The sequence below is a fragment of the Holophaga foetida DSM 6591 genome (genome assembly GCF_000242615.2).
In the GTDB taxonomy this organism is placed as follows: domain Bacteria; phylum Acidobacteriota; class Holophagae; order Holophagales; family Holophagaceae; genus Holophaga; species Holophaga foetida.
This window is the reverse complement of record NZ_KI912268.1, coordinates 501,805-519,801: the sequence shown is the minus strand read 5'-3', so window position 1 is coordinate 519,801 and position 17,997 is coordinate 501,805. Positions and strand designations below refer to the sequence as shown.

15 protein-coding genes are annotated in these 17,997 nt (G+C 61.7%); 9 read left to right on the top strand and 6 right to left on the bottom strand.

Going from position 1 to position 17,997, the window contains the following annotated elements; all coding sequences use genetic code 11:
• Nucleotides 1-30 precede the first annotated feature (30 nt).
• Nucleotides 31-1,023 (bottom strand): carbonic anhydrase, encoded by a 993-nt coding sequence (locus HOLFODRAFT_RS0202280; protein WP_005032053.1) that lies wholly within the window; start codon nucleotides 1,021-1,023, stop codon nucleotides 31-33.
• A 54-nt stretch (nucleotides 1,024-1,077) separates the two neighbouring features.
• Here HOLFODRAFT_RS0202280 and HOLFODRAFT_RS0202275 point away from each other — a divergent pair, with 54 nt between their 5' ends.
• The 4 genes from HOLFODRAFT_RS0202275 to HOLFODRAFT_RS0202260 all read left to right on the top strand — a co-directional run bounded on the left by HOLFODRAFT_RS0202275 (nucleotide 1,078) and on the right by HOLFODRAFT_RS0202260 (nucleotide 3,970).
• A complete protein-coding gene (locus tag HOLFODRAFT_RS0202275; protein WP_005032054.1) occupies nucleotides 1,078-1,917 on the top strand; it encodes a PHP domain-containing protein in 840 nt (279 codons plus the stop codon).
• 33 nt (nucleotides 1,918-1,950) lie between these two features.
• Nucleotides 1,951-2,355 carry a response regulator gene (locus tag HOLFODRAFT_RS0202270; protein WP_005032056.1) on the top strand — a complete coding sequence of 135 codons (405 nt, stop codon included), beginning with the start codon at nucleotides 1,951-1,953 and terminating at the stop codon, nucleotides 2,353-2,355.
• A complete protein-coding gene (locus tag HOLFODRAFT_RS0202265; protein WP_005032058.1) occupies nucleotides 2,352-3,200 on the top strand; it encodes a tRNA pseudouridine synthase A in 849 nt (282 codons plus the stop codon). Before HOLFODRAFT_RS0202270 ends, HOLFODRAFT_RS0202265 begins: the two co-directional genes overlap by 4 nt.
• 236 nt (nucleotides 3,201-3,436) lie before the next feature.
• Entirely contained in the window at nucleotides 3,437-3,970 is a 534-nt protein-coding gene (locus HOLFODRAFT_RS0202260) for a hypothetical protein (protein WP_005032060.1), read from the top strand.
• Between the two features lie 582 nt (nucleotides 3,971-4,552).
• Here the strand turns inward: HOLFODRAFT_RS0202260 and HOLFODRAFT_RS0202250 are convergent.
• The 5 genes from HOLFODRAFT_RS0202250 to HOLFODRAFT_RS18875 form a co-directional block, all read right to left on the bottom strand.
• Entirely contained in the window at nucleotides 4,553-5,695 is a 1,143-nt protein-coding gene (locus HOLFODRAFT_RS0202250) for an ABC transporter substrate-binding protein (RefSeq protein ID WP_005032065.1), read from the bottom strand.
• Between the two features lie 117 nt (nucleotides 5,696-5,812).
• Complete coding sequence (locus tag HOLFODRAFT_RS0202245) at nucleotides 5,813-6,940, bottom strand: hypothetical protein (protein WP_005032068.1); 1,128 nt, start codon at nucleotides 6,938-6,940, stop codon at nucleotides 5,813-5,815.
• A complete protein-coding gene (locus tag HOLFODRAFT_RS0202240) occupies nucleotides 6,925-9,105 on the bottom strand; it encodes an LPS-assembly protein LptD (protein ID WP_005032069.1) in 2,181 nt (726 codons plus the stop codon). Before HOLFODRAFT_RS0202240 ends, HOLFODRAFT_RS0202245 begins: the two co-directional genes overlap by 16 nt.
• A gap of 113 nt (nucleotides 9,106-9,218) precedes the next feature.
• A complete protein-coding gene (locus tag HOLFODRAFT_RS24725) occupies nucleotides 9,219-9,368 on the bottom strand; it encodes a hypothetical protein (RefSeq protein ID WP_005032072.1) in 150 nt (49 codons plus the stop codon).
• A 20-nt stretch (nucleotides 9,369-9,388) separates the two neighbouring features.
• A complete protein-coding gene (locus tag HOLFODRAFT_RS18875; protein ID WP_005032075.1) occupies nucleotides 9,389-11,632 on the bottom strand; it encodes an Rne/Rng family ribonuclease in 2,244 nt (747 codons plus the stop codon).
• A gap of 310 nt (nucleotides 11,633-11,942) precedes the next feature.
• On the opposite strand from HOLFODRAFT_RS18875, the gene HOLFODRAFT_RS0202230 reads away from it, so the two are divergent.
• The 5 genes from HOLFODRAFT_RS0202230 to phoU are packed head-to-tail and all read left to right on the top strand — an operon-like array spanning nucleotide 11,943 to nucleotide 17,992.
• The gene (locus HOLFODRAFT_RS0202230; RefSeq protein ID WP_005032077.1) at nucleotides 11,943-12,911 is read left to right on the top strand and encodes a PstS family phosphate ABC transporter substrate-binding protein; all 969 of its coding nucleotides are present in this window, start codon (nucleotides 11,943-11,945) and stop codon (nucleotides 12,909-12,911) included.
• 5 nt (nucleotides 12,912-12,916) lie between these two features.
• Nucleotides 12,917-15,073 (top strand): ABC transporter permease subunit, encoded by a 2,157-nt coding sequence (locus HOLFODRAFT_RS18870; protein ID WP_005032080.1) that lies wholly within the window; start codon nucleotides 12,917-12,919, stop codon nucleotides 15,071-15,073.
• Nucleotides 15,073-16,416, top strand: coding sequence for a phosphate ABC transporter permease PstA (pstA, locus tag HOLFODRAFT_RS0202220; protein ID WP_005032082.1), 1,344 nt, complete (start codon nucleotides 15,073-15,075; stop codon nucleotides 16,414-16,416). The genes HOLFODRAFT_RS18870 and pstA overlap by 1 nt, the downstream gene beginning before the upstream one ends.
• A gap of 23 nt (nucleotides 16,417-16,439) precedes the next feature.
• Nucleotides 16,440-17,321 carry a phosphate ABC transporter ATP-binding protein PstB gene (pstB, locus tag HOLFODRAFT_RS0202215; RefSeq protein ID WP_005032085.1) on the top strand — a complete coding sequence of 294 codons (882 nt, stop codon included), beginning with the start codon at nucleotides 16,440-16,442 and terminating at the stop codon, nucleotides 17,319-17,321.
• A complete protein-coding gene (phoU, locus tag HOLFODRAFT_RS0202210; protein ID WP_005032087.1) occupies nucleotides 17,321-17,992 on the top strand; it encodes a phosphate signaling complex protein PhoU in 672 nt (223 codons plus the stop codon). The genes pstB and phoU overlap by 1 nt, the downstream gene beginning before the upstream one ends.
• Nucleotides 17,993-17,997: the final 5 nt, after the last annotated feature.

Below are 17,997 nucleotides of genomic sequence, written 5' to 3'. Positions count from 1 at the left end.
TCGACTGAATCTATCGAGTGTAGCAGACCGCTAGTGGTGCCCCGCAGGAGCCTCCGCGGGGAGATCCATGAAGGTGACCCGGCCTGTGGAGAGATCGTAGAGGGCGGGCAGGACCTTCACCTTGCCTGCGGCCACGAGATGTCGCACGATTTCGCTGCGGTCCATGATGATCCTGGCCTGACGGAGGGCGTTACCCCGCTCCATGCGGCGCAGATGTTCGGTCGGGGTTTCGTTGGGATCCTCGTGGATCTCCGTCTCAATCCCGGCCATGGCGGCCTGGAGGGACCAGAGATTACCGGGCATGGGCTTGCCATGGGCCTCCTTGACGGCTTTCACCGCCCCGCAGGCCGTGTGCCCCAGTACCACCACCAGCTTGGAACCCAGGTGCTCCACAGCGTATTCCACACTGGCCAGCCCCTGGATATCGGGGCAGTTGCCGGCCTCGCGGATCGTGAAGAGCCGCCCCAGACCCTGATCGAAGATCAGGTTGTCCGATAGACGGCTATCAGAGCAGGTGATGATGACGGCAAAGGGAGCCTGTCCCTTGATCAGGCTGTCCCGGACAGCGGGGTCCTGGTTGCTCATCAGGGAGCGCACCCGTTTTCCGTCCATGAACCGCTTGTTTCCGGCCACCAGTTCGGCCAGGGCAGCGTCGGGGGTCAGGATGGGGTTTTCGAGGAGGACCCGCATCTGGGCCTGGGCCACTTCCTGCTGGAGCTTGACATTGTCCAGCATCAGCCTCTGTTGCACGGCCTCTGAGGCCGCCAGGGTTGCAGGAGCGTGCATGGGCTTGGGCTTGCGAACGACCCGCCGGACGGGTTTGGGGAGCGTCTTGGGAGCTTCCTCGGCCCCTTCAGCCTTCTCAGTCTTCGCCCTCTCCTCCGGCACTGCGGGGCTGTGCTTTACAGCCTTGGAACTGGTCCGTGTCCCCTCCTTCACCACGACCTTGGTAGCCTCTTCATGGGAAGGTGGCTCGTTGGTGGATACGAAACACAGACCGGCTGTGAGCAGGAACGACAGCATGCTTACCTCCTTATGCCTTGCCTTGACAACAATACCCCAAGAAAAGAAGGCCCCGTGATTGATCTGCACTGCCATTCCCTCTACTCGGATGGAACCGATTCGCCTTCCGCTTTGGCCCAGGCGGCCCACACCCAGGGGCTCAAAGCCCTGGCACTCACGGATCACGACACCCTGGCCGGATTGCCAACCTTCATGGCCTGTCAGCCCAAATGCTCCACCCGCCTGATCCCGGGCATCGAGCTGAGTTGCCGATTCATCGGCATGGAACTCCATATCCTCGGCCTCTTCCTGGATCTCCAGGACGAACAGTTGCATGAGCGGGTCCTCGGGCTGGGTCGGCGACGAGAGGAGCGGAATCGCAGGATGATGGAGCGACTCGGGGATATCGGCATCCAGATGGACTGGGAGGATGTGAAATCCCATGCCGGAGCAGAACTGGTATCAAGGGCTCACTTCGCCAGGGCGCTGCATCGCCTCGGCTTTGCCGGAAGCCCCCAGGACGCCTTCAAGCGCATCATCGGCGAGGGTTGCCCCGGCCATGTCCCATTTCAGGAACTGCAACCAGCGGAAGCCTGCCGCTGGATCCGGGAGGCCAAGGGGGTACCGGTGGTGGCCCATCCCGGGCGCTCAGCCAACCGGAACTTCCGCTGGGACCAAGCCATGGCCGACCTCAAGGCCATGGGGATCTGCGGATTTGAAACCTATTACGCCGATTACAGCCCCACGGAAGAGCGCTACTTCCTGAAACTTGCTCTGGAACTGGACATGGCCCGGAGCGGAGGAAGCGATTACCACGGCGCCACCAAACCCGGCATCAGTCTCGGGACCGGTCGCGGCTCCCTGGCCATTCCCGATGATGTCCTGAATGAACTGGAGGGCTGGTGCGAGCGCTGAGGCAGCGTAGAATCTCCCGTATAGAGGCCAGTCATGCCCAGAAAGATCCTGATCGTCGAGGATGATCCAATAAATGTGAAATTCATGTCGGTAGTACTGGTCCGCAAGGGGGGCTACGAAGTTGCCGTTTCGGAGGACGTGGAGGAAATCCTGAGCCTTGCACAGTCGGGAGATATTTCCGCCATCATCATGGACATCAGCCTGAGTCACTCGGTCTATGACGGGAAAAAGGTGGACGGTGTCTTCATCACCCGCCTCCTCAAACAGAACCCCGCCACAGCCAAGGTGCCTGTGATGCTGGCCACGGCCCACGCCATGTTCGGCGACCGGGAGCGCTTCATCGCGGAAACCGGAGCCGAGCACTACATCTCCAAACCCATCCACGACCCGGATCTTTTCCTCCAGGAAATCAGCCGTATTCTGCCGGAAGGCCCATGAAACCCACAGGAAAACCCAAGCCCGGCAAGGGGCCAGAACGCACGGCCTACCGGATCCTTCTTGAATACGATGGGTCCCGCTACCAGGGTTGGCAGAAGCAAGGCGAAAAGCAGTCCGCCCAGGGCGTGCGCACCGTGGCAGGCACCCTGGAGCGGGTGCTGCACCAGGGGGGCCTGCGTGTGCTCAACCTGACGGGTTCCGGACGCACCGATGGAGGGGTTCACGCCGCCGGTCAGGTGGCCCACCTCCACTTGGCGGCCCCGGCTCCCCGGCCTGCGGAGCTGCGGCGGATCTTTGACGAAGGTCTGCCTGCTGATATCGCCATCCGGGAGATCGTCCCCTGCCCCGCCTCCTTCCATGCCCGTCACGATGCCACCTTCCGGACCTACGTCTACCAGATCGCCCTGCGGCGAAGCGCCTTCGCCAAGCCCTACGTCTGGTGGGTCAAGGCCCCGCTCTCCCTGGATAAGCTCCAGCAGGCCTGGTCCAGCTTCGAGGGGGTTCACGACTTCAGCGCCTACGCCGATCTGGAACCCGGGGAAAGCCCCAAGGGCCATGTGCGCTCCTGCCAGTGCGCAAGGGAGGGCGACCTGATCCTGCTTCGGATCACCGCCGGTCACTTCCTGCGGCGCCAAGTGCGCCGCATGGTGGGAGCCGCCGTCCAGTGCGCCCTCGGCCGCGAAAAACTGGAGCAGCTCCGCCAGGATCTGGAACAACCTGGTCCCGAAGCCACCCTCTACTGGTCCGAAAAGGCGGCGCCTTCTTCCGGCCTTTTCCTTGAGCGGGTGGGCTATGCCGGGGATGAGATGGAACCGGAGGCCCGATCGGTGGTGGCGGTGCGGTAGGGGGCGATTTTCCTTGCTTTCGCACTCTTTGAGCCTATCCATTTGGCTGTATAGCTGGAGCACCAGCAATCGCTGTAATGGATTTCCCGGGACGGCAGCTCCAGAGGCGCGCATCCCAGGCACAATCCCATGGAAAAGTCGCAGGATGCCGAGGTCTTGTGTGAAGTATCTTGTAATTAATTAATAATTTTACAATCTCCGCTATTCTTTGAATGTCCTCTACCGAAAGGAACTCAGTGGCAAAGACAAAGGCTCAGGCTGACAAGCGAAAGCGCGAAGTGGAAAAGAGGAAGAAGCTGGAAAAGATCATCCTGAGAAAAGCGGCTGAGATGCCTGATGCCAGCGTTCAGGAAGGGCCCGCCATCGAGAAGAAGACGGACGCTGGAACGCAACCCATCCCTGCCGGGGAGCGACCTGAAGATCCCGGCGTCAAGTGCCTGAGATGCGACGGCACTGGTCACATGATCGTCGATTGCGACTTCTGCAGGGGCCAGGGAGCCGTCACCGTGAAGTGCCGGAAATGTTCCGGATCCGGGACCTATTCCCAGAAAGCGGGCCCATGCGCTCGTTGTGAAGGCAAGGGCGTGCTGGCGGATGGCACACAATGCCCTCGCTGCAAGGGGCACAAGACTCAACTGGCGTTTTCTACCCCCTGTTCCAGGTGTTCTGGTGTCGGCGCCCTGAAGATGGACTGCAAGAAGTGCAAGGGCAGTCTCCAGGTCGAGATCGACTGCAAGACATGCAATGGAACAGGTGTTTATAGGCGGTAGTCGGGTATCCGTTTGCCCACATCAGTCCGTTATGCCACGATTGATTAATCAAGGAGCATTACGGATGGGCGAGCGGTTGCATGTTCACGTATTTTCGGTCGCAGTCGGCCTCCTTGCTCTGTCCATCTCAGGCTGCCAAGGCAGACCCAAGCCCAACCCCACTCCGGTCACACCCCGCCCCGTCGCGAGCATGCCGGTTCCCACTCCGGGCCCCACCCCGAGCAAGCCCGAGTCCAGGCGCGAGACCATCTTCTTCATCAAGAAGGATGCAAGTCTATCCCCTGGAGCTTTGAAGAAGCTCAAAGCGTGGACAGCCTCCTGGGGCAAGGACGGGGTATGGGTACTCGCCTGCCCCGCAAATCCTGGAATCACGCCCTCCCTTAGAGAAAAACGATTCATGGTTATGCGTTCCGAGCTCCAGAAATCGGGTGTCTCCAAGATCGAAACCAAACTCATTCCGCCAGAGCCCGCTGGAAAATATGAGCCCATCTATATTATTAGAACATCCACAAGCGGAGATGGGGCCCCTCCCAGGTGATCCGCCCGTGTGACAGTGTATGAATTGTTTCTTGTTTTCGAGGTTTAGTTGAACACCTCGACAGGGACTGCCTTCCCTGCCTGGATCCTGACGCCATAAACCTTTTTCAAGGCTTGGTGGTTGCTGGGGGTGTAGTGGACGTTCACACCTCCCAGGTCTATCTGGAGGGCATCCATGGCGGCCAGGAAGGCTTCGCGGGTCGGGTTGGCACCGCACTTCTTGAGGCCCTCCACGAAGACGGCGGCATTCACATATCCCTCCAGGCTGCCGTAATCAAGGTTCTCCCCTGCGGCCTTCATGTCCTTCTGATAGGCTGCGATCAGTGGCACCCTGGCGTCAACGGGTGAGGGCATGACCTGGGAGATGTAGACGCCATCGCCATCGGCACCCAGAGCCTGGACCAAGGATTCCGTTCCGACGAAGGAGATGGTCGCAAACGTGGGTTTGAAGTGGTCGGTCTTGGCCTTTTTCACGACTGCGGCCAGAGACTGGTAGGTTCCGATCAGGACGACGGCCTCGGGTTGCGCCTCCTGCAATTTGGCCAGTCCCGCACCGACATCCTCTGTATTCCGCTTGAAGGTGCCCTTCCCCTGGAGACTCATGGAGCGTCGGCGGAGGGCAGCCAGGACACCCTCCTCTCCAGCGGCCCCAAAGGAGTCGTTCTGGACCATGATGCCGATTCTTTTGATCCCCAGGTCCTTGGTCAGATGCTCCACCAGGTATTCCGTCTCGTCCGCATAGGAGGCCCGAACGTTGTAGACGCAATTCTTAACGGGACTCCGGAAAGAATCCGCCCCGGTCAAGGGAGCCACGAAGGGAACCCGGGACTCGGTCACGAGGGGAAGGACGGCCGAGGAGGTCGGCGTCCCCACGTAGCCAAGCAGTGCGAAGACGTTATCGCTCTCGAGGAGCTTCGCGGTGTAGGCCACACACTTGCCCGGCTCATAGGCATCGTCGTAGCTGATCAGCTTGATCTTCCTTCCGTTCACGCCACCGGCGGTGTTCACCTTGTTGAAATAGACGTCCACGCCGACCTTCAACCGGGAGCCCAATTGGGCCGCAGGCCCACTCAATGCATTCGACATCCCGACCCGCAACTCCTGCTGCAGAACGCCCGCTTCACCCCACGCGAATGAAGCGCCTGAAGCAATGATCGACAACAGTGCGGGAAGAAGAATTTCGCGCATGATTCCCTCCAGAGGATGCTTCCTCGGTGAGGGGACTATCGACAAGCTTTTATGGAATCTGAATAATCGTCGATATTCATGAGTTCAAGTGGTCAAAAAAGGGCAAATATACAGAATCTATACAACCCTATTCCAGGCCCTCTTTCCCATCTCCACCTGGTCCCCGCTGGTTTGTGTGGCGGCGAGGCTGGTGGCAAGGGCAAGGACAATCCAGGTCTGTGAAGTGCGGTCCAGCCGGGGCAGGAGCTCAGCCACCGCAGCGGTGGCCAGGAGGCGGTGGCCACCATCGTTCATGGGGTCACTGGCCGCAACGGCCTCGGCCAGGATGGGCATGAGGTCCGTCGGAGCCACTCGGCCCAATACCTGGAGCGCCGTGCGGCGGGCCTCGCGGGGATCGGCATCCAGAATGGCCTCCAATAGATCTCCGGGGTTGGCTTCCCCGTCCACAGGCTCAAGAGCGGGCCATTCCTCCGATGGAAAGAGGTGGATCAGGGCGGCGGCCTGGAGCCACTGGGCCGGCCCAGCCCCCGCCAAGGCGGCAAGGTAGGCGAAGATCCAGGAAGTGCGCCCCTGAAGCCCCCGATCCGCCTCCAGCAGTTTGCGGGATGCCGCTTCCGCCAGGAATCCCAGGACGGGCTCGCCTCTCCTGACCATGCTTCCGAAGAGATCCAGGACCGCCACAAGGCTCCCCTCGCAGATTACGCGGACGGGATCCCCCGAAGGCGCCTGGGGCGCAGGACCCTTCAGGCGCTTCAATGCCCGCTGGTGCCAGTAGAGATCGGCGGGAAGGGCGGCGCAGATGGATTGGAGGAGCGGCAGGAGCCCCGCTCCCAGCCCCAGACGACTGGCCAGATCCTCCATCTGGTGGGCCAGGATGCCTTTGATGCCGGTGCTGGCCATGTCCGGTGACACTCGGGTCCGCAGAGATGCATAGGTCTCGGCCCCAGAGGATGCCTCAGGCACGTTGGCTGCGGGTCCCGTGGCCAATCCCAGGGCGTGGGCCGCCAGCATGCCGTGCAGGGAAGGCACCTCAAGCCAGGGAGCCAGGAGCAGGATGGCCCGCAGCACCATCAAGCCCTGGGCTGATCGCAGGGCGGCGGGGCCTGAAAGTGGTAGGCGTTCCACCAGTTCCTTCAGGGCTGTATCCTGCCCTCCTGTCTTGACTCTCCGGGCATAGACCGCCATGAAGTCCGGCGTAGGCTCCCGCAGTTCCAGAAGCCAGGCCTTCCTCAGAAGATGCTCCATGTCACCAAGTCTCCCAGATTCCTGAGGGTGAAACCCAGTTCCAGGCGATTTTCACGGCTTACCGAACTGGTGGCGTTGAGGGATGTGCGGGAGAACTTCAGGTTCGTGGCGATGCACGGGGTGACATAGGCCAGAACCACCTGTCCCGTGGAAAGCTTCTTGAGGGCCAGGTCATAGTTGGCTGTGAATTCCAGACGAAGGCGGTCATCCATGAAGCGATGCATGCCCCCGGCCTGGATGCCCCGCTGGCGCACCAGGAATGGACTGATGGCCGTGGAGAACAGGGCCAGATTGAGGCGGCTTCCGTCCCCGGTCTTGTATTCCGCCGACAGGGAGTTGTCCCCGGAGCCTTCGCTCAGCGCGGCGGAGCGCCGGAAGCTGATGCGCAGGCGATCGTTGGGCTCGATGTCGAGATCATTGTCGATGGAGCCCCACCCGCTCTCGATCCGCCCATCCGAAAGGATGATGGGCTGGAAGTGGTATTTGGTGGAGATCCTCCAGCGCACCAGATCCAGGTAGTCGCTCCCCTTTCCCGGACGCCCCAGGAGGTGGTGCTTCATGCCGAACTCCAGGCTCCTTTCGCCCATGGCACTGCCTGCCACGCCTGGACGGGAATCGACTTCGTCGAAGCGGGGCACCCTGCCCGCCTGATCGTAGTCCGTGGTTTCCGTGAAGGCGACGAAAGGCTCCAGGACATGCTTGAGATCCCCGCTGAAGCCCATGAGCTTCAGGTTCTCGAAGGTGCGTCCCAGGGGAGGGCCTGAAAGCTGGATCCGGCCGGATCCCAGGAGGCGGTTGGCTGAATCGCCATCCACCCACATGGGATTGAAGGCGGCGCTCTGAGCCGGGTCGAGAAATCCACCATTTGAGATGGAGGTGTCGAAGACCGAGTTGTGCAGGGTGGCGCTGTAATGGGTGAAACGCCCCTGGAGCTGGAGGTCGGTCCGGAAGGGCCCGAACTGCCCGATGCGCCCCTGGAGGCGGGTGAAGATATCCTCCCGGTTCCATCGGTAGGAAGGTTCAGGGAGATCATCTCCAAGATCCAGGCGGTAGGCCATCTGGCCCACTCGGACACCCCCGTCAAGGTAGAAGCGACCTGCAGAGATGGGGAAGAGACGTGCCTGTATTTCAGGAAGTGTTTGCTTTTTTAGTGAATTGGGAAACTCTGAACTATAGAATGCGTCAGATTCCGTGAAGAAGCTCTTCTGCTCCGAGGCGACCAGATTGAAGCTGGCCCAGGAGAAGTTCTTGCCGACGAAGACAGAACTGTCGTAGTTGGCCTGCTGAGCAGTGACAATGCCGCTCCCGTAATCCGATTCCAGGAGCGTGTCCGAAGCCTGATTGATATCTGCCGAGAACTGCCACCCGTCTTCGCGCTGCCAGAGTTCCTTAAGGGAGTAGCGGTACCGGTTCTCGCCATCACTCGTCTGGTGGATGGCCCGGCCCTGGAAGCTGCCCTGATGGGTCGGTTCCGGGCTCCACCGCAACTCGCCGCCCCACATGGTGCCTTGCTTGGAGTAGTACTCCGGCGAGAATGTGGCATCCACGGTGTCCCCGAAGGTCTGGTAGTAGGGGATGCTGAGAGCCCACCCCGTGGCGCCCCCGTATCGGATATTGGGAGGCAGGAGACCGGGTGTTCGCTGGGACTTGGCGGGGTACATGATCCAAGGCATGTAGTAGGGGGTGGGTACGTCCTTGATCCAGAGCCAGAGGTTCTGCATGGTCGCATAACCCTCCAGATCCACCTTGAGGTTGGAGACCATGGCTTTCCAGCCGGGCCTCTCCTCGGGACAGGGGGAGACCTCCACCTTTTCGAATTCCCAATGGCGCAGGGAAGTGAAGGAGACCTGCCTTGAACTGAGGGACCAGGTGGGAGGAATCTCCAGGAGCAGTGCCTGGGCCTCTCCCACCTGCTTCCGCCAATCCATCTTCAGGCGCTCGCAACGAAGTCGGAGCCCAGGCGCCTCCATGCGGATGTGTCCCTCGGCAACGATCTCGTCGGTGGAGGGTGTGTAATGGATGCGGTCCGCCACCAGAAGGATGGAGTCGGTCTGGATCGCCCCGGTCTCCAGGTCCCAGGAGTCGAACTTTTCCGTGACCTTGTCGCCCCGCCAGCGGAAGGGGAGGTGGTTGGAAAGCCCATCCTGGGGGTTGAACGGGCGCATGGGAACCAGCTCCGCAGGAGACGGAGTGGTCTGGGGCATGGGGAACGGGGGCAGCGAAGGGAGACTCTGGGCCCCCAGGCCGCCAGCAATGACACAGAGAAGAGCTGATCGGATCAAGGCATCACGCGCTGTAGATGCGGAGTGCCAGCCAACCCAGAGTTGTGCCGCATGAGGCTGGCCTTCCCGCGAAGGAACCGGACCACCAGCCACCCTCCGAGGAGGGTGGCTGCGGCGGCGATGGGAGCCAGCCAGTGGAGGTGCATGAAATCGTCCCTTCTAGGGATCAGGCCTTGGCCTTGGGCCGCCTGACAGGCTTGGAGGGCTTTTCGGTGCTCGGTTCGACGGGCTTCTCAGCCTTTTCCTCAACCTTCTTGCGGCCACGGGGCGCCGCCTTCTTGGGGGCTTCGGCCACGGGCTCAGCGGGGACAGGAGCTTCCACCTCCGTCACCTTCCGGGGACGGCCCCGCTTCTTGGCGGGAGCAGCAGCCTCGGCGGCGGGTTCCGCAGGGGCCGGAGCGGGGCTTCCTGCGCCCAACTTCTTGGGACGGGGCAGCGGGGTGATGAGGCTGGCCACATCCAGAACCGGCATGGGGGCCGGGGCCACCGGAGCGGCTTCCACCTGGACGACCTTCACTTCCACAGCCTTCACTTCCACAGCCTTCACTTCCGGCTCAGGCTTGGGGGCCACAGGCGTTTCGACGGTGGTGGCAGCTTCCACCGCAGGCGCGGGCTTGCGAGCGGGGCGCCCACGGCGACGGCCTGAGGACTCGGCCTTGGGGGCTGCGGCCTCCCCGGAATCCCCGGCTTCATCTTCGGGCTTGGCGCTTTCGAAGAGGGCACGGAGACGATCCCGCTCCTCCAGTGCGGCCTTCTGGGCATCCCGGCGATCGTACTTGTAGTCGGCACCCCGCTCGATGGCGGAGGGCTTGGGCGCGGGGGCAGGCTCATCCAGGGCCTTCTCGAAGGAGATGGGAGAGTCTCCACCCAGCACCACCGTCTCATCCTCCATGTCCCGGACCCGTTCGGGGCGGCTGGGGGCGGTCGGCTTCTCGGCAGCTTCCTCGTCCTTGCGCTCGATCTCCGCGGCCATCTCGCCGTAGAGCATTTCGGCATCAGCCAGGATGATGATGCGGGTCTCGTGGGTCTCTTCCAGTTCCGCCAGATCCTTGCGCTTCTGGTTGAGCACGGCCATGGCGATCACCGGAGCCAGCTTGACGCGGACCTCCTCGACACCCTCCTTGCTCAGGAGGGACTTGAGGCGACGCACTACGCTGAGCACCAGGGATTCCAGGTTCTTGACCTTGCCGGAGCCTTGGCAGACGGGGCAGTTCTCGTGGGTCACGTTCTGGATGGAGGGACGGATGCGCTGACGGGTCATGACCAGGACGCCAAAGCGGTTGATCTTGCCCACTTCCATGCGAGCCTTGTCCTCGCGCAGGCACTCCACCAGGCGCTCCTGCACCAGGCGGTTATTGGTGTCCCGCTTCATGTCGATGAAGTCGATGACCACCAGACCGGCCAGATCGCGGAGGCGCAACTGGCGGGCAGCCTCCTCGGCGGCCTCCATGTTGGTCTTGAAGGCCATGTCCTCCACGCCTTCGCCGCTGGTCTTGCCGGAGTTGACGTCGATGGCCACCAGGGCCTCGGTCTGGTCGATCACCAGGGCGCCGCCGGAAGGGAGGTTCACCTTGCGGCCGTAGATGCGGTCGATCTGCTCCTCGGTCTGGTACTTGGAGAAGAGGGGCTTCTTGCCGACGTAGTGCTTGAGCACATGGGCGTGCTGGGGCATGGTGCGCTTGAAGAAGCCCTGGGCGGCGTGGAAGGTCTCCAGATCGTCGATGTGGACCTCTTCCATATCGGCGCTGAAGGCGTCGCGCAGGGTTCGGGTGACCACATCGTCTTCCTGCCAGACCAGTCCTGCGCCCTGCCGGTGCTTGTAGCGGTGCTGCACTTCCTTGTAGGTGTCCAGGAGGAACTCCAGATCCCGCTGGAAGTCATCCTTGGTGACGCCCAGGGAAGCAGTGCGGACGATGACGCCGAAGTTCTTGGGGATCTCCAGCTCATCGATGAGCTTCTTGAAGTGCTCACGCTCTTCCCGGCTCTCGATCTTGCGGCTGATGCCATTCATGGGGTTGCCGGGGGTCAGCACCAGGTAGCGGCCCGGAAGGCTGATCTGGGCGGTCATCATGGCGCCCTTGGAGCCCAGCTCCTCGCGCACGGCCTGGACCATGATCTCCTGATCCTTGTGGAGCAGGTCCTGGATGCGGCCTCGGCGACCGTCGGCGCTTACCAGATCCCTGGGCAATTCCCCGATGGGGAGGAAGCCGTTCTTCTGGCCACCGTAGTGGATGAAGGCAGCCTGGAGGCTGGAATCCACACGGACCACCTTGGCCTTGTAGATATTGCCCTTGATCTTCTCGTTATGGACGAACTCGATATCGAAATCCGAGAGTCCTCCATCGACCAGGGTTGCCACCCGGATCTCTTCGGGATCCGTGGCATTGATGAGCATGACTTTCTTGTTCAAAGGTTCTCCTCGGTGGGAGCAGCCGCCATCACCGTTGTAGGGGCTGTCCGCGCTGAAATAGTTGAATGATTGTGAGGGATGGGATGTTCCGTAGATGGGATCGCCACTTGCATCGGGCGGGGATGTTTTTGGCAACTGCCAATCTCGAGCGGGGTCTGATGACTGGGCAGAACGCCTTCATTGTCACAGGCGCGCCTCTACCCGGCAAGGGGCGCCCTCTGAAATCAGTTCACACGGATTTCACATCGTGTTACCTGGGAGGGCGAATCCGGCGTCCAGTCTGAACAAGTCCTATTTTGGAGGATCCAAGATGCACAAGACTCTGGCTTTCGCACTCGCCCTGGTGGCCTGCGGCTCCGCCTTCGCACAAGGTGTGGTGAAGGTGGACCCCAAGCTGGGGGCCTACAAGCAGGTGCCCGGCGTGAACGGCACCCTGAACTCCATCGGCAGCGACTCCCTGAACAACCTCATGACCTACTGGGTGGAGGCCTTCCGCAAGCAGTACCCCAACGTCAAGATCCAGGTCGAAGGTAAGGGCTCCAGCACCGCCCCCCCGGCCCTGATCGAGGGCACTGCCCAGCTCGGCCCCATGAGCCGCGAGATGAAGGGCGAGGAGATTGACAAGTTCGAGAAGAAATACGGATACAAGCCCACCCGCATTGCCGTCGCCATCGACACCCTGGCGGTCTTTGTCCATCGCAACAACCCCATCAAGAGCATGAGTCTCAAGGAAGTTGACGGCGTCTTCTCCAAGACTCGCAAGAGCGGGAGCAGGGAGATCAAGACCTGGGGCGAGCTGGGAATGAAGGGCGAGTTCGCCGCCAAGCCCATCTCCGCCTATGGCCGCAACTCCGCCAGTGGCACCTATGGCTACTTCAAAGAGCACGCCCTCAAGAAGGGGGACTTCAAGGACACCATCAAGGAGCAGCCCGGTTCCAGCTCCGTGGTCCAGAGCGTGGGCACGGACAAGTTCGCCATCGGATACTCCGGTATCGGCTACAAGACCTCCAACGTCCGCGCCGTGCCCCTCGCCGACGATGGCCGCTACAACGGTCAGGCCTTCGAGCCCACCTATGAGAACGCCCTGAATGGCAAGTACCCCATGGCGCGCCAGCTTTACATCTATGTCAACAAGAACCCCCGCAAGCCCATCGATCCCCTCACTCAGCAGTTCCTCACCTTCGTGCTGAGCCACCAGGGACAGGAGATCGTGGTCAAGGATGGCTACTATCCCATGCCCGCCAACATGCAACAGGCTGAGCTGAAGAAGCTGAAGTAGGTAACATGACTCGAATTCCTCCTGCCCTGATCCGGGCGAAGCGTACGGATCGCTTCATGACCGGGATCATCACGATGGGTGGTTTCCTGATCATCGCTGCGGTGCTGGGTATCCTGGTCTTCATTGGCCGGGAAGCCCTGCCCCTGGCCCGCTCGGGCAAGAGCCGCACCAATCCTTCTCTCCAGGTGGCCCCGGTCGCCGGCCTGCTGGCGGATGAGTCCGGCAAGGTCATTGGCCTGCTCCGCCCGGATAGTGGCGTGGAGTGCATCGCTCTCCCCTCCGGCACCCCCCTGGCCACCCTTCAGGATGGCCCTGTCCGCCCATGGAAACAGGCCACGGAACCCTCCTCAAGGGGGGAATTCGCGGTCCTGGACCAGGAGAACAAGCTCTTTTTCGGGCGCTTGAATTGGGAAAAACCATCCGGTGATCCGGATCCGACCCATTGGACGCCCACCGTGGAGTGGAATGGGGGTATGCCCGCGTCCATGGACACCTTGCTGGCAGTCAGGGCCCTGCCCCCCTCAGGCTTGGCCACCCAGCCAAGCTACCGGGTTCTGGCCTCCGGCAAGGATGGCCTCAGCTGGACGGAGTGGAGCGAGGGTGCCCTGACCTGGAAATCCATCACGATCCCTGAACTCCAGGACACGACTCAGGCCATCTGGAGCGCGGACGGCGCTCACCTCTGGGCGGGCACCCGCAGCGGGAACCTTCATTTCCTGAGCATGGAAGGGGAGCCTACCCTCAACAGCAGCCTCGCCTTCGGGGAACCGGTTACCGCCCTTGGTTTTGTTCTGGGTCAGACGAGCCTCCTGGTGGGTGGCGAGCAGGGCAAGCTCTTGGCCTGCCAAGCCATCAAGAAAGAGGATGCGTTCCTCCTCCAGTGGTTCCACCAGTTTGAAAAGCTCAACGGACCCATCCGGGGATTCAAGTCATCTCTGCGCGACAAGCGGTTCCTGGCATGGAGCCCCAATCATGTAGTCGTGGACCATCTGACCACTGAGAACCGGATCTTTTCGGCCTCCGCCCAGGACACGCGCCACGCCTCCCTCAGCGCCAGAGGCGAATTCATCTATGCCGCCAGCAGCACGGGCGAACTCCGATCCTGGTCCATGGATGCACCCCACCCCGAAATCAGTGCCAAAGTGCTCTGGGGCAAGGTCCATTACGAGGGCTACGAAAAGCCCGAACAGGTATGGCAGAGCAGCGGCGGCACCGACGACTTCGAGCCCAAGCTGAGTCTGATGCCCCTGGTTTTCGGCACGCTGAAGGGCACCCTTTTCGCCATGCTCTTCGCCCTGCCCCTGGCCCTCTTCGGGGCCCTCTACACCAGCCAGTTCGCCCACCCCAGGCTCAAGAACATCATCAAGCCCGCGGTGGAGATCATGGCCGCCCTCCCCTCCGTGGTGCTGGGCTTCCTGGCGGGGCTGGTGTTGGCGCCTCTCCTGGAGAAGTCAGCCATCCATGTGATCCTCCTCCCCTTCTTCGCTCTTCTGGCCGCCTGCATCGTGGCTCCCCTTTGGATCCGGATGCCCAAGGGCTTCCGACTGGGCTGGGGACAGGGACGGGAAACCCTGTGGCTGATACCGGCCATCTTCATCGGATTGGGCCTATGCATCGTACTGGCACCTTCCTTCGAGCGAATTTTCCTGGGTGGTGACTTCCGGGCCTGGCTGCTGGCAAAGCACAGCATCACTTACGACCAGCGCAACGCCATCGTGGTGGGCTTCGCCATGGGCTTCGCCGTGATCCCCATCATCTTCTCAGTGAGTGAGGACGCCCTAAGCTCTGTGCCCAAAGCCCTGACCTCCGCCAGCCTCGCATGCGGAGCCTCTCCCTGGCAGACCGCCTGGAGGGTCGTGGTCCCCACCGCCAGTCCTGGCATCTTCAGCGCCATCATGGTGGGCCTAGGTCGGGCCATCGGAGAAACCATGATCGTCCTCATGGCCACGGGCAATACCCCCCTCATGGACTGGAGCCCCTTCAACGGGATGAGGACCCTGGCCGCCAACATCGCCGTTGAGGCCCCCGAGGCTCCGGTGCATGGAACCCTCTACCGGGTGCTCTTCCTCACGGCCCTTCTTCTTTTCGCCCTGACCTTCCTCTTGAACACCGGGGCTGAGGTCATCCGCCAGCACCTCCGCAAGCGCTACGAGACGTTTTGATGACCGAAACCTTGAACATTCCCCCCCGCTGGCGCGCGTTCATCCGCCGCGGCAGCGCTATGGTCTGGCTTTCCGGTGCAGCCCTGGCCCTCTCCCTGCTGATGATGGTGGGACTGGTGGGCTATATTGCCGCAAAGGGCCTTGGCTTCTTCTGGCCGAGTTCCATCGTGCAGGTCCAGACCTCCGAGGGGCCGATTCTGGGCGAGATCTCCGCCCAGGAGAAGGCCCATGGCACGGACCCCGCCAAGACCCAGTTCCGGGTCTGCAATCGTGACCTTTTCGGCCAGGACTACCGTTGGGTGCCCAGTGCTGATATCCAGGATCCCCAGCGCCCCGCCGATGCGGTCCTGGTGGAGCGTCTGGAGAACGGCCCCTTCATTGGATTCATCCAGGATGGGAGCTCTGGGGAGACTCTGGTCCTTCGGGCTGTGGACGGCCAGACCTTGGAAATCCCGCGAAAGCATATCGTTCGAATCGTTCCATCCAATGCCCTCGGCGTCTTCGGCAAGAGCCGGGTCTACGCCTCCCGCCTCTGGGAGTTCGTCGCCGGGGATCCCAGGGAATCCAACACCGAGGGCGGCGTCTTCCCCGCCATCTTTGGAACCGTGATGATGGTCCTGTTGATGTCCATCGCGGTGGTGCCCCTGGGCGTTGTGGCCGCCCTCTTTCTCCGGGAGTACGCCCGACAGGGATGGGTGATCCGAGCGTTGCGCATTGCCGTCAATAATCTGGCTGGCGTGCCCTCCATCGTCTTCGGGATCTTCGGACTGGGCTTCTTCATCTACACCGTGGGCGGAACGCTGGATCAGATCTTCTTCTCCCAGAAGCTCCCCACCCCCACCTTCGGCACCGGCGGTATCCTCTGGGCATCTCTGACCCTGGCCTTGCTGACAGTGCCCGTGGTGATCGTATCCACCGAAGAGGCGCTGTCTGCGGTGCCCCGTAGCCAGCGGGAGGCCAGTCTGGCCCTGGGTGCCACCAAGTGGCAGACCATCTGGAATGTCGTCCTGCCGGGCGCCCTGCCTGGGATCCTCACGGGGCTGGTGCTGGCCATGGCCCGGGGCGCGGGTGAAGTGGCTCCCCTCATGCTCACCGGGGTGGTCAAGCTGGCACCTTCCATGCCGCTGGATGCCAGCTTTCCCTTCCTGCACCTTGATCGCAAGTTCATGCACCTTGGTTTCCACATCTATGATGTAGGCTTCCAGAGCCCCAACAGCGAGGCCGCCAAGCCCATGGTGTTCATGACCACCCTCCTGCTCCTCTTGATTGTCCTGCTGCTCAACCTGGCGGCCCTGCGTCTTCGCAGCAGGCTCCGGGCCAGAGTCGGCGGGAGCAGCTTCTGATGCCCACACCTGGAGTCCTTGATATGGATCTGAACGAACGGCCGGTCATTCCCGAACCGGTCCCCACCATCACGGAGCCACCCCGTGCGGGGGAAGCGCACATACTGAGCCAGCAGGGAACCCCCCTGACGGATCGGGCTGCCCTGGAGGCCCCCACCATGGTCTCCGTGAAGGACCTGAACCTCTTCTACGGTCGCAAACAGGCCCTCCACGGGATCAATCTGGAGGTCGGCAAGAACACCGTCATGGCCCTCATCGGTCCTTCGGGCTGCGGCAAGAGCACCCTGCTTCGATGCATCAACCGCATGAACGATCTCATCGACAACGTGCGGATCGACGGGCATGTCCGGGTGGGCCAGTCCGATATCTACGCCCCTGACGTGGATGTCATTGGCCTTCGGATGCGCATGGGCATGGTCTTCCAGAAGTCCAATCCCTTCCCCAAGAGCATCTACGAGAACGTGGCCTACGGATTGCGGGTCCAGGGTGTGAAGAACAGGGCCGTCCTTGACGAAGCCGTGGAGCGCAGCTTGATCTCCGCGGGGCTCTGGGATGAGGTCAAGGACCGCCTCAACGAAAGCGGCCTGGGTCTCTCCGGTGGCCAGCAGCAGCGCCTCTGCATCGCCCGGGCTCTGGCGGTCAAACCTGAGGTCCTGTTGATGGACGAGCCCTGTTCCGCCCTGGACCCATTGGCCACCTCCCGCATCGAGGAGTTGATCTTCGAACTGAAGCGGGATTTCACCATCGTCATCGTCACCCACAACATGCAGCAGGCGGCCCGAGTCAGTGACTTCACGGCCTTCTTCTGGATGGGGAAACTGATCGAAGTAGGTCTTACTGAAAAACTCTTTACCAATCCGCGGGAGCGTATGACCGAGGATTACATCAGCGGGAGGTTCGGCTAATGGGGCGGCATTTCGACAACGAGCTGCGGGATCTAAAGTTCAGTCTCCTGGCCATGGCCGGCCTGGTGGAGGAGATGGTAGAGCTGGCCCGACAGTCCTTCACCGAGCGCTCCGATGCCAAGGCGGATCGCGTCATCGCCCTGGACCACAATGTTGACGAGCTGGAGCTGAGTCTGGACCAGGCTTGCATCGACCTCCTGGCCCTGAGGGCACCCTTCGCTTCGGACCTGAGACTCTTGGCATCCACCCTCAAGATCGTGCCGGAGTTGGAGCGGATCGGTGACCATTGCACCAACATCGCCAAGCGGGTCAAGTTCATCAGCGCCTATCCCCATATCCTGACGGCCCAGCAGATCGAGGCACTTGGGGAGGCCACCCACTCCATGGTGAAGCGGGCCATGGACGCCTTCGTGAACGGGGATGCGGAACTGGCCAAGGCCGTCATCGCCGACGACGATTTGGTGGACGAAATCTACGTTCAGGTTTCCAAGGACATGCTTCAGATCATGCTCCAGGATCCAAGTGCCATCGAGCGTGCGAGCCACCTGATCATCCTGGTGAAAAACTGGGAGCGGATTGCGGATCAGGCCACTAATATCGCGGAGGAGGTGCTTTTCATCCTGGAAGGCGTCAATGTGAAGCATCCCTACCTCCAGAAGCGCGAGTCCTAGGAGAC

What these genes read in the sequence shown, in the direction of transcription:
- HOLFODRAFT_RS0202280 (WP_005032053.1), bottom strand. Translation starts at nt 1,023, where the DNA reads ATGCTGTCGTTCCTGCTCACAGCCGGTCTGTGTTTCGTATCCACCAAC.
- HOLFODRAFT_RS0202270 (WP_005032056.1), top strand. Translation starts at nt 1,951, where the DNA reads ATGCCCAGAAAGATCCTGATCGTCGAGGATGATCCAATAAATGTGAAA.
- HOLFODRAFT_RS0202265 (WP_005032058.1), top strand. Translation starts at nt 2,352, where the DNA reads ATGAAACCCACAGGAAAACCCAAGCCCGGCAAGGGGCCAGAACGCACG.
- HOLFODRAFT_RS0202250 (WP_005032065.1), bottom strand. Translation starts at nt 5,695, where the DNA reads ATGCGCGAAATTCTTCTTCCCGCACTGTTGTCGATCATTGCTTCAGGC.
- HOLFODRAFT_RS0202245 (WP_005032068.1), bottom strand. Translation starts at nt 6,940, where the DNA reads ATGGAGCATCTTCTGAGGAAGGCCTGGCTTCTGGAACTGCGGGAGCCT.
- HOLFODRAFT_RS0202240 (WP_005032069.1), bottom strand. Translation starts at nt 9,105, where the DNA reads ATGCGCCCGTTCAACCCCCAGGATGGGCTTTCCAACCACCTCCCCTTC.
- HOLFODRAFT_RS24725 (WP_005032072.1), bottom strand. Translation starts at nt 9,368, where the DNA reads ATGCACCTCCACTGGCTGGCTCCCATCGCCGCCGCAGCCACCCTCCTC.
- HOLFODRAFT_RS0202230 (WP_005032077.1), top strand. Translation starts at nt 11,943, where the DNA reads ATGCACAAGACTCTGGCTTTCGCACTCGCCCTGGTGGCCTGCGGCTCC.
- HOLFODRAFT_RS18870 (WP_005032080.1), top strand. Translation starts at nt 12,917, where the DNA reads ATGACTCGAATTCCTCCTGCCCTGATCCGGGCGAAGCGTACGGATCGC.
- pstA (WP_005032082.1), top strand. Translation starts at nt 15,073, where the DNA reads ATGACCGAAACCTTGAACATTCCCCCCCGCTGGCGCGCGTTCATCCGC.
- pstB (WP_005032085.1), top strand. Translation starts at nt 16,440, where the DNA reads ATGGATCTGAACGAACGGCCGGTCATTCCCGAACCGGTCCCCACCATC.
- phoU (WP_005032087.1), top strand. Translation starts at nt 17,321, where the DNA reads ATGGGGCGGCATTTCGACAACGAGCTGCGGGATCTAAAGTTCAGTCTC.